We start from the raw sequence: 8,359 nt of genomic DNA, 5'->3' as shown, positions 1-8,359 counted from the left end.
AGAGTCTTGCACTCTCCTCTAATATTGCTGTGAAGCCATTCTGGAAACAGTAGGGGGCAACTCCATGAATACCGAGCAATCGGGGCTAGATACGAGAATCCCACCCTAAGCGCGTAGCGTAGGGGTGGGAGTGTCAAATTGGCAATAATGTTCTAACAAAAGTTTAAAATTTTTGACTATTATGGAACCCAATTCACGTACACTGTAAAGACCGTAGCCCAAATTACTAGAGTAAATGATGCCCCGGATATTAGTCATAGATGATGACCCTGCAATTGCGGAACTGGTAGCCATAAACCTAGAAATGGCTGGCTACGAAGTGAGCCAAGCAGAAGACGGTATCAAAGGACAAGCACTGGCGATGCAATTGTTGCCAGATTTGATTATTTTGGATTTGATGTTACCTAAAGTGGATGGGTTTACAATCTGCCAACGTTTACGTCGAGATGAACGCACGGCGGATATCCCCATTTTGATGTTAACGGCTTTAGGACAAACTCAAAACAAAGTGGAAGGGTTTAATGCGGGTGCAGACGATTATCTGACCAAACCCTTTGAACTTGAAGAAATGTTGGCGCGGGTCAGAGCTTTGTTGCGACGAACCGATCGCATTCCTCAAGCGGCTAAACATAGTGAGATTCTCAGCTACGGTGCTTTAACGTTAGTTCCTGAACGGTTTGAGGCGATTTGGTTTGAGAAAACCGTCAAGTTAACCCATTTGGAATTTGAACTGTTACACTGCTTGCTGCAACGTCATGGTCAAACCGTTGCTCCGAGTGAAATTTTAAAAGAAGTCTGGGGTTATGATCCTGATGACGATATTGAAACGATTCGGGTTCATATTCGTCATTTACGAACTAAAATGGAACCCGATCCCCGTCATCCTCGATATATTAAAACCGTCTATGGTGCAGGGTATTGTTTAGAACTTCCGGGGAATGGTAAAGGAAAACCCGATGACCCCGCCATCACAACAGAAGATGCTGTCGATGGAAATGGAGCAAAGGGGAAGAAGAAATAGGGAGCAGGGGGAGAAGAGGAACAGGGGGAGCAGGGGGAGAAATGATGAACTCCTGTTTTCTGTATCCTGTCTCCTTCCTGTATCTCAAGTTAGTCGCCTGTAATTTGTTCTTTGTAGGAATTAAATTCTTGAACTAATTCTTGACGGGTTGAAGCTTTTAGTAAGTAGCGGTAAACAAACCAAGCGGTATATCCCATTCCAATTAACTCAAAAGTGGGAGCTAACAGGGGAACATCATTTAAAGCATCAATGACAGCAAATAAGACCTTCAAAGTCACAAGAGCGGATAAAATCAGAACAACGGTAATAATCGGCTTTTGGTAGGAGCCAAAAAAACTGGAGATATAACCCGGAAGTTCTGATAAAACGACCACAACTTTTTCTTTAATTTCATCAAACTGGGCATTGCCTGAAGTGGGAGTAATTGCACCGCCCGTTTCTACAGTCACGTCTATTTTAGCTCCACTAGAGGTGGATGTATCCGTGATCTTTGTCGGTTCTTGCATTTTTCGTCTCCTTGTTTAAAAAAATGTGCAGTACCAATCGATTTTAAGCGAGAGAGAACAGGTTTTTGTCAGAATTCAACGATTTAGAAGTAAATTTTCAGCCAATTGGTAGACCCAGACTGTTTTCAAACGCTCAATAATCTAACGGTAAACCACACTGTTCTAGGGTGGATCGATTTTGCAACAATTCTTCAGTGGGTTGATCAACTTGTATCCTTCCTTGTTTGAGAATCATGGCCCTTTGGGTGACTTGGGAAATCCATTGTAAATCGTGGGATGCAATCAACATCACTTCCACCGGAAGTTGGGATAAAATTTGTGCTAGTTCTCGACGCCACCAAGGGTCAAGACCGTTGGTCGGTTCATCTAAGATTAAAATGGCAGGTTCTAAAGCTAAAACCGCCGCTAAGGCGGCTAATCGTTTTTGTCCTCCTGATAATTCATAAACCGAACGATTTACACAGTCGGCTAACCCAAAATCGGCTAACAAATGAGTCGCTTGTAGTAAGGCTTGCTCTGGGTCAACGCCATAGTTACAGGGGCCAAACATCACATCTTCTAAAATCGTCGGCATAAACAGTTGATCATCGGGATCTTGAAAACAAAATCCCACCCGTCGCCGTACTTCGGGTAGTGTTGTTGGTTCAACGGGAATTCCTTGAATGGAAATTGTGCCAGAATTGGGTTGTTTTAACCCAATTAAATTTTCCATTAAGGTGCTTTTTCCTGTTCCCGTTTGCCCTAATAAAGCCATGCGTTCTCCGGCTTTTAAACAAAAAGAAATTCCTTGCAAAATCAGATCATCTTGCCGATAACCAAAGACTAAATCTTGGACAACAACGGCAGGAATGGGGGGGGTCGTTTCTCCGACCTCAGAAATAGGCGGGTTTAAATAAAAATAACTCAAGGTTCAAGATCCACTAAAGAAACAGTTGAATTCCAATTAAGCTGGTGGCAATGAGTAAGGTGATGAATAGAGCGATCGCACTATAATAATCTAGGGTAACTTTTTTGTGAGTTCGCTGTTGGCTTAGGGTTCCATATCCGCGTAATTTCATCGCTTTATAAACCTGTTGGGATTGTTGATAACTTCTAATTAACAAACTTCCGGTTAAAGCGGAATAAATTTGTAAATTCCTTCGGCTAAAATGGTGAGGTTTAAACCCCCGCAATTGGGTCGCTCGTTGCATTTTTTGGAATTGATGCCCTAATTCAAATAAATAACGATAGGAAATTAGCATCATATCGGTTAGAATCGGAGACAAACCCAAGGATCGGAGTCCTTTAATGAGGCTTAAAGTGGAACTGGTTCCTAATAAAACTAATCCTAACGTGAAGATGGCTAAAAATCGGCTGATAATTAATAAAACTGCTTGACATCCTTCCAGTTTTAAGCTTAAAGTTCCCCATTGAAAAATGATGGTATCTCCTGATAAAAACGGTAATAATCCAATCACCCCAAGCAGAAAAAAACCGGGATAAGTTAACCGATGCCATAGAAATTTTAAGGGGAGTTGAGACAGGGAATAAAATAAAACACTAATACTGAGAATAGCTGGAATTAACCGTAAATCATCTACCGAAGCAAAGGCAAACATTAAGGCGAATAATCCAATGATTTTATATCGCACATCCCATCGATGTAACAGGGAATTAAAATGTGTATGATCCTCAAAATTAAACTTCATAAATTCAACCGATGGCATGAATCAATTGATTAAAATCTCAGGCTTAACTCGCTGTAAAAAACTGACAACCATTGCTGTAAAAAATCCTTCAATTAAAATTAACGGAATATGGGCAAACATTAAGCCATAAATGGCTGTTTTTTCCAGTTGCTGATCTAAAGTGGATGGCAAATTTATAATGACAATACTAAAGAATAAAAGAGCCGATAAACCTACCCCAGCTATCCCCGCTAAAAACCCAAACAACTGCAAGGATAAACTTTTTCTAAGTGGAAACTTAATCTGATGGCGAATATGAAATAGAAACCCGGCAATTAAAGCGGGAATTCCCATAATTACGGCATTAATTCCTAGTGTTGTTAATCCTCCATGTCCAAACATAATCGCTTGAAATAATAAACCGACAATAATGGCTGGAAATCCATACCAACCTAATACCGCTCCTAACAATCCATTTAAAACAAAATGCACACTAGCAGGTGGAATCGGAATTTGAATTCCTGATGCAATAAAAAAAGCGGCTGTTAATAAAGCAGCTTGAGGAATTCCTTCACTGGGATTAGATTGTCGATTCAATTGACGCAGGGAATACCAGAGGGTTACACCTGTTATTACATAGCCACTAATCAGAATTTTACTGGGGAGAATTCCTTCAGAAATGTGCATAAAATCTCACTCAATAGGTGTAGCCTAATCTCCTAACAAATTTTGACCTTTATTTCAAAATAGTTAAACCGATCATCAAATCCTAACGATTAAAATTAAATTATCCTCTATCTCAGGAATTAATTCTAATCTTAATATTAGGATTTCGGGTGCACAATCTCTCTTGAGGGTTCCGAGGATAAAGGTGTTGGTTTTGGACGCTGGAAAAATAAAGCAGTCCCGATACAACCCCAAATGACAGAAGCGATGATTACGCCTTTTTGTAGAGGAGTCAACCCTGGATGATTTTGAGTTAAAAAGGTGGATTCCTGTGATAGAGAATTTTCGGCTTTAATCGGAATACTAATTAAAGTTCCATGACCCGCTTGACGCACTTTGACTTCCCAATATCCTGTTTGAGAAGCATCAGGCATAAAGGTGAAATAACCTTTTTCATCCGTTATTCCTATTTGCCAAGGTTGGGTCGGATTATCCGGGGCATAAACCGTGATCTCAGCATTTTTCATGGGCAAACCTGAGTCATATTGCGCTTGAATTTCAACGGCTGATGTGAATTTATATTGTGCTTTTGCTCCATGAGCGATCGCAGTTTCTTGTACACTCAAACTGGGAAATACAAGGAGTAGAATGACCCATTGCCATTTCATTTTTTTTGCCTCCTCAATCTGACGATACTGCTCATTTTCTCATAACTTTCTTAAAGGGGCTATTTCTTTATAAAATTTCCCAAATTAACCCAATCAAGAAAAGTTTTGGTATTATAAACGATTTTTGAAAATTGGGTTTAATTCTTCAGCATTAATTCTTGACAATGGCCTTCTCCAACGTGACCCATACTGGTTAAAATACTGATTAACTTTTGATAATCCGCTTTTGATAATTTTTGTTTCAAGGTTGGTAAATCGGCGACTAATTGACTATTATCAGAGATTTTTGCCAAAGGTTCAAAACCCAAAGCCGTTGGATTCGGTTCCTCGGTTGCAGTTTCCTTTCCATTGCCAAATAAATGATCAAAATGGAAAGTTGCTTCTAAATTTGATGTTCCACCCGGTTGTAAAATTCCCTTGCGTTCTTCTCCCACATAATCTCCACATACAAACTGCATTTCTTGATCAAATTTCAGGATAAAAGGAATTTTTTGTTCCCCTTTCATTGCAACTCCTTCCATGACCATAACTTGATCAGTGAGGGGGGCTTCTGTTCCTTTTTTGAGGTTCCAAGAAATAGCATTATACTTCCCAGGCGGAGCGGAAACAGTATTAACTAAAACCGGATTTGAATCGGGTGATCCTTGTGTTAAATCCACCATTTTTTGAACAACTAAACTAATCGTTTTTGTTGCAATTGGTTGACCTCCTGCTTCGGCATTATAAGGCGGGTTAGATTCATAAGCAATTACTTCTCCAAAGTTAATATAAACATGATCAAAATTGATGTTCCAGCCATCTTTAGATACCATTCCTTTTCGGACAAAATCTTCTCCATTCGCCCAAAACTGCATCGTTCCAACTTCTGAATTTGGGGTTTGATTCGGAGGAATTTGAGCTTGGGGAGTTTGCGGTGTTGGCGTTTGAACGGTAGGAGTTTGAGGTTGAGAACAGCCGATTAGGGTATATACCACGAACCCCATGAGAAAACTGTGCTGAATTTGTTGTTTTTTCATCTAAATCTGCTCAATAGAGTCCTTTATATTCTAGGAAACAGGTTTTTTCGGTTCGTTGCAATACCCCCCTAGGGCATTAAAATCTGATTTAAGTCTTAAGAATTTATTCAAAAGGTAGAGGATAATTTTAATGGTTTCTTCCTCTCGGATGAAACTCTTGTCATAATAAGGAAAGTGTGTTTTTAGGTTAAAGACAAAGCATGAGAGATCTGGATCAAGCAAAGGCCGTTGAATTGCTTAACACAATTATGGAGTTTGAATTAGCTGGGGTCGTGCGTTATACCCATTATTCTCTAATGGTAACTGGGCCAAACCGTTTACCTATTGTACAGTTTTTCAAAGCTCAAGCCACAGAATCTTTACTTCATGCTCAACAAGCTGGAGAAATTCTGACGGGTTTAGAAGGACATCCCAGCCAAAAAATTGCCCCCATCGAAGAAAGTTATCAGCATTCTGTTAAGGATATTCTACAGGAAAGTTTAGCTCATGAACGCAAAGCGTTAGAATTGTATAAGGATTTATTAGAAGTCGTTGAAGATGCGAGTATTTATTTAGAAGAATATGCTCGAACGATGATTGGTCAAGAAGAATTACATAATATTGAAATCAAGAAAATGTTACGAGATTTCAGTTGATTTAATCAGGTTAGCTGGGTATAGCCCAGCTCATCTTAAAAATTCTATTGCTAATATTAGTTACAACCTTTTTATGGATATTACCGCCGCTTTACCCACATTTTTAATTACGTTACGAGAAGGATTTGAAGCCGCTTTAGTCGTAGGAATTGTTCTCGCTTGTTTAAAAAAAGCTGAACAAAGCCATCTCAACTCCTGGGTTTTTTCTGGGGTGATCATTGGAATCTTCGCCAGTGCTATATTGGGTGTTGTCTTTGGCTGGTTAATTGAAGGAATTGCCACGTCTGAACATCCCTATGCTCCAGTTTTAGGGGAATTTTTAGAAGCCGGAATTGGGTTATTTGCTATAACCATGTTAAGTTGGATGTTAATTTGGATGACTCAACAAGCTAAATCCTTAAAAGCAGAAGTGGAAGGTGCTGTTAAAGCGGTCATTGAGCAAAATAAAACCCCCGCAGGTTGGGGAATTTTTGGGTTAATTTTTATTGCGGTTTTAAGGGAAGGTTTGGAAACGGTGATTTTTATTTTGGCTACCTTTCAACAGGGAATTATCCCCGCAATAGGCGCATTTTTAGGGTTATTGGTTGCGGCTGGCTTAGGAACATTATTATTTAAGTGGGGGGTAAAAATTAATATTCGGTTGTTTTTTCAAATTATGGGTATCTTCCTCTTATTAATCGTTGCTGGGTTAGTAATTTCTGTTCTTAAACATTTAGATGCAGGTGTGGGACTATTAGCCCAAATTAATCCTAATTATGTGGGATTTTGTTTGACTGAACCTTCTTCCTGTTTATTGGGAACGTTAGTTTTTAATGCCCATAATTTTTTACCCGATAAACAATTTCCAGGGATCGTTTTAAAAGCGTTATTCGGTTATCGAGATCAATTGTATTTTGTGCAAGTAATCAGTTATTTTCTATTTTTAATCACCGTCGGAGGGTTCTATTTACAAGAAGTCAATGGCAAAGCTACTATTGCTTCAAAACCTGAAAAAACTGCTTCTTAAAGTTGTGTTAAATTAAGCGATCGCAAAAGAATAACGAATTGTGATCGTTTTTTTAACCTCAAGGGTATACTAAGAATAGTCCTCAATTAATTAACCATAAGTCAATTATGCTAAAGTTTGTCATTGCAGCTTTAGTGGCTTTAGGAGTCGTCTTACTGAGTTCCTGGGTTCTTCCTCCAGCCAATGCCACATCTCCCGACTCAGAAGTGTATATTTGGGATTATGCTTTCATTGGGAGTAGCCAAGTCGTCTGTAAAAAAGTCGTTTTCCATCCCGTCAATCGTCCCCTTCCTCCGGGTGTTGAGGTTCAACCTACAAGGATTAATTCTCGTATTGTTAATGATAGCAATTGTGATCATTTAACAAAACCTATCTCAAAATAAAATAACAAAACCAAGAAATTCTTGTTATCAGAAACCGGGTTTCTTTGAGAAACCTGGTTTCTACTAGGCTTTAAAATTCTCCAAAATAAATCAAATAATTTAAACTGAGTATGCTAAAATTATAGTAAGCCAATAAAATACTAATTTTATTTTCCGTTCCACTCCTCACCTCCAGGTAAGTTGCAAAACTCATCATCGATGATATCTCGCAAACTTTCACTGGAATAATTATAGGTCAAAGAAATTAATCTTTTCGCTGTATTGATCACCTCAACTTTATCGACCATTTGACGTAATTGATTCGGCTTATAAATCCCTTGTTGTACTTCCACACTCGCTTCAAAGATAGCATCTTTAAAGGCATTTTCTAAATCACCATCCCACTCATTAACTTTAATATAATAAGATGTTTTATTAGCCTTAAGATTCAAGCGTTGAATTTTTAAGATAGAATCTCTAATAGAAACCGCCCAAGAATTTGTTAGACGTTGTTCGACTTGGTTTTTAATTAAATGCACTAATAACCGCACTAAAAAACTTTCAATTTTTTGTAAAATTTGCTCTTTACTCATCCATTCCCATTCATCTATGAGCGCTAAAGCATCGTCATATCGACCCTCTATAATACTTTGTTTTAAATCAATTAATTCTTGACTCATAAATTAATCTATCCATAAAAATCTCAAAAAAAATCCGTTTCCTTATAGGAAAAAAAGTAATTTTTGTTAAAAAAATCCTAGATAACATATCACCCCCACCCGAGAAAAAAATTGCCTTTACTAAGTAGCAAC

11 protein-coding genes are annotated in these 8,359 nt (G+C 38.5%); 4 read left to right on the top strand and 7 right to left on the bottom strand.

The features are described from left to right. The first annotated feature begins 238 nt into the window (after window positions 1–238). Complete coding sequence (locus tag ACKPEB_RS03075) at window positions 239–1,021, top strand: response regulator transcription factor (protein WP_408963320.1); 783 nt, start codon at window positions 239–241, stop codon at window positions 1,019–1,021. 89 nt (window positions 1,022–1,110) lie between these two features. Here ACKPEB_RS03075 and ACKPEB_RS03070 read toward each other — a convergent pair whose 3' ends face one another. The 6 genes from ACKPEB_RS03070 to ACKPEB_RS03045 form a co-directional block, all read right to left on the bottom strand. Then, entirely contained in the window at window positions 1,111–1,527 is a 417-nt protein-coding gene (locus tag ACKPEB_RS03070; protein ID WP_408963318.1) for a CAAD domain-containing protein, read from the bottom strand. 133 nt (window positions 1,528–1,660) lie between these two features. Continuing rightward, the gene (locus tag ACKPEB_RS03065; protein ID WP_408963319.1) at window positions 1,661–2,377 is read right to left on the bottom strand and encodes an energy-coupling factor ABC transporter ATP-binding protein; all 717 of its coding nucleotides are present in this window, start codon (window positions 2,375–2,377) and stop codon (window positions 1,661–1,663) included. 70 nt (window positions 2,378–2,447) lie between these two features. Further along, entirely contained in the window at window positions 2,448–3,233 is a 786-nt protein-coding gene (cbiQ, locus tag ACKPEB_RS03060; RefSeq protein WP_408963317.1) for a cobalt ECF transporter T component CbiQ, read from the bottom strand. Between the two features lie 3 nt (window positions 3,234–3,236). Then, entirely contained in the window at window positions 3,237–3,881 is a 645-nt protein-coding gene (gene cbiM / locus ACKPEB_RS03055) for a cobalt transporter CbiM (protein ID WP_408963316.1), read from the bottom strand. A 137-nt stretch (window positions 3,882–4,018) separates the two neighbouring features. After that, window positions 4,019–4,528, bottom strand: coding sequence for a carboxypeptidase regulatory-like domain-containing protein (locus tag ACKPEB_RS03050; protein ID WP_408963315.1), 510 nt, complete (start codon window positions 4,526–4,528; stop codon window positions 4,019–4,021). Window positions 4,529–4,665: 137 nt separating this feature from the next. Further along, complete coding sequence (locus ACKPEB_RS03045; protein WP_408963314.1) at window positions 4,666–5,544, bottom strand: DUF4382 domain-containing protein; 879 nt, start codon at window positions 5,542–5,544, stop codon at window positions 4,666–4,668. 200 nt (window positions 5,545–5,744) lie between these two features. Here ACKPEB_RS03045 and ACKPEB_RS03040 point away from each other — a divergent pair, with 200 nt between their 5' ends. The 3 genes from ACKPEB_RS03040 (at window position 5,745) to ACKPEB_RS03030 (ending at window position 7,568) form a co-directional block, all read left to right on the top strand. Then, window positions 5,745–6,179 (top strand): bacterioferritin, encoded by a 435-nt coding sequence (locus tag ACKPEB_RS03040; RefSeq protein ID WP_408963313.1) that lies wholly within the window; start codon window positions 5,745–5,747, stop codon window positions 6,177–6,179. Window positions 6,180–6,252: 73 nt separating this feature from the next. Then, window positions 6,253–7,185 (top strand): FTR1 family protein, encoded by a 933-nt coding sequence (locus ACKPEB_RS03035; protein WP_408963312.1) that lies wholly within the window; start codon window positions 6,253–6,255, stop codon window positions 7,183–7,185. A 107-nt stretch (window positions 7,186–7,292) separates the two neighbouring features. After that, the gene (locus tag ACKPEB_RS03030; protein ID WP_408963311.1) at window positions 7,293–7,568 is read left to right on the top strand and encodes a hypothetical protein; all 276 of its coding nucleotides are present in this window, start codon (window positions 7,293–7,295) and stop codon (window positions 7,566–7,568) included. Between the two features lie 146 nt (window positions 7,569–7,714). On the opposite strand, the gene ACKPEB_RS03025 is transcribed toward ACKPEB_RS03030, so the two are convergent. After that, window positions 7,715–8,227, bottom strand: a complete 513-nt coding sequence (locus tag ACKPEB_RS03025; protein WP_408963310.1) for a DUF29 family protein — start codon at window positions 8,225–8,227, stop codon at window positions 7,715–7,717. Window positions 8,228–8,359: the final 132 nt, after the last annotated feature.

It is taken from the genome of Planktothrix sp., from assembly GCF_046067725.1.
Taxonomy (GTDB): Bacteria; Cyanobacteriota; Cyanobacteriia; order Cyanobacteriales; family Microcoleaceae; genus Planktothrix.
The sequence above is the reverse complement of the archived record's forward strand: the minus strand, read 5'-3'. Positions and strand labels throughout refer to the sequence as shown.

Excerpts from the sequence above, each read along its gene's own strand:
- ACKPEB_RS03075 (WP_408963320.1), top strand. The coding sequence starts at position 239 with ATGCCCCGGATATTAGTCATAGATGATGACCCTGCAATTGCGGAACTG.
- ACKPEB_RS03070 (WP_408963318.1), bottom strand. The coding sequence starts at position 1,527 with ATGCAAGAACCGACAAAGATCACGGATACATCCACCTCTAGTGGAGCT.
- cbiQ (WP_408963317.1), bottom strand. The coding sequence starts at position 3,233 with ATGCCATCGGTTGAATTTATGAAGTTTAATTTTGAGGATCATACACAT.
- cbiM (WP_408963316.1), bottom strand. The coding sequence starts at position 3,881 with ATGCACATTTCTGAAGGAATTCTCCCCAGTAAAATTCTGATTAGTGGC.
- ACKPEB_RS03050 (WP_408963315.1), bottom strand. The coding sequence starts at position 4,528 with ATGAAATGGCAATGGGTCATTCTACTCCTTGTATTTCCCAGTTTGAGT.
- ACKPEB_RS03045 (WP_408963314.1), bottom strand. The coding sequence starts at position 5,544 with ATGAAAAAACAACAAATTCAGCACAGTTTTCTCATGGGGTTCGTGGTA.
- ACKPEB_RS03040 (WP_408963313.1), top strand. The coding sequence starts at position 5,745 with ATGAGAGATCTGGATCAAGCAAAGGCCGTTGAATTGCTTAACACAATT.
- ACKPEB_RS03035 (WP_408963312.1), top strand. The coding sequence starts at position 6,253 with ATGGATATTACCGCCGCTTTACCCACATTTTTAATTACGTTACGAGAA.
- ACKPEB_RS03030 (WP_408963311.1), top strand. The coding sequence starts at position 7,293 with ATGCTAAAGTTTGTCATTGCAGCTTTAGTGGCTTTAGGAGTCGTCTTA.
- ACKPEB_RS03025 (WP_408963310.1), bottom strand. The coding sequence starts at position 8,227 with ATGAGTCAAGAATTAATTGATTTAAAACAAAGTATTATAGAGGGTCGA.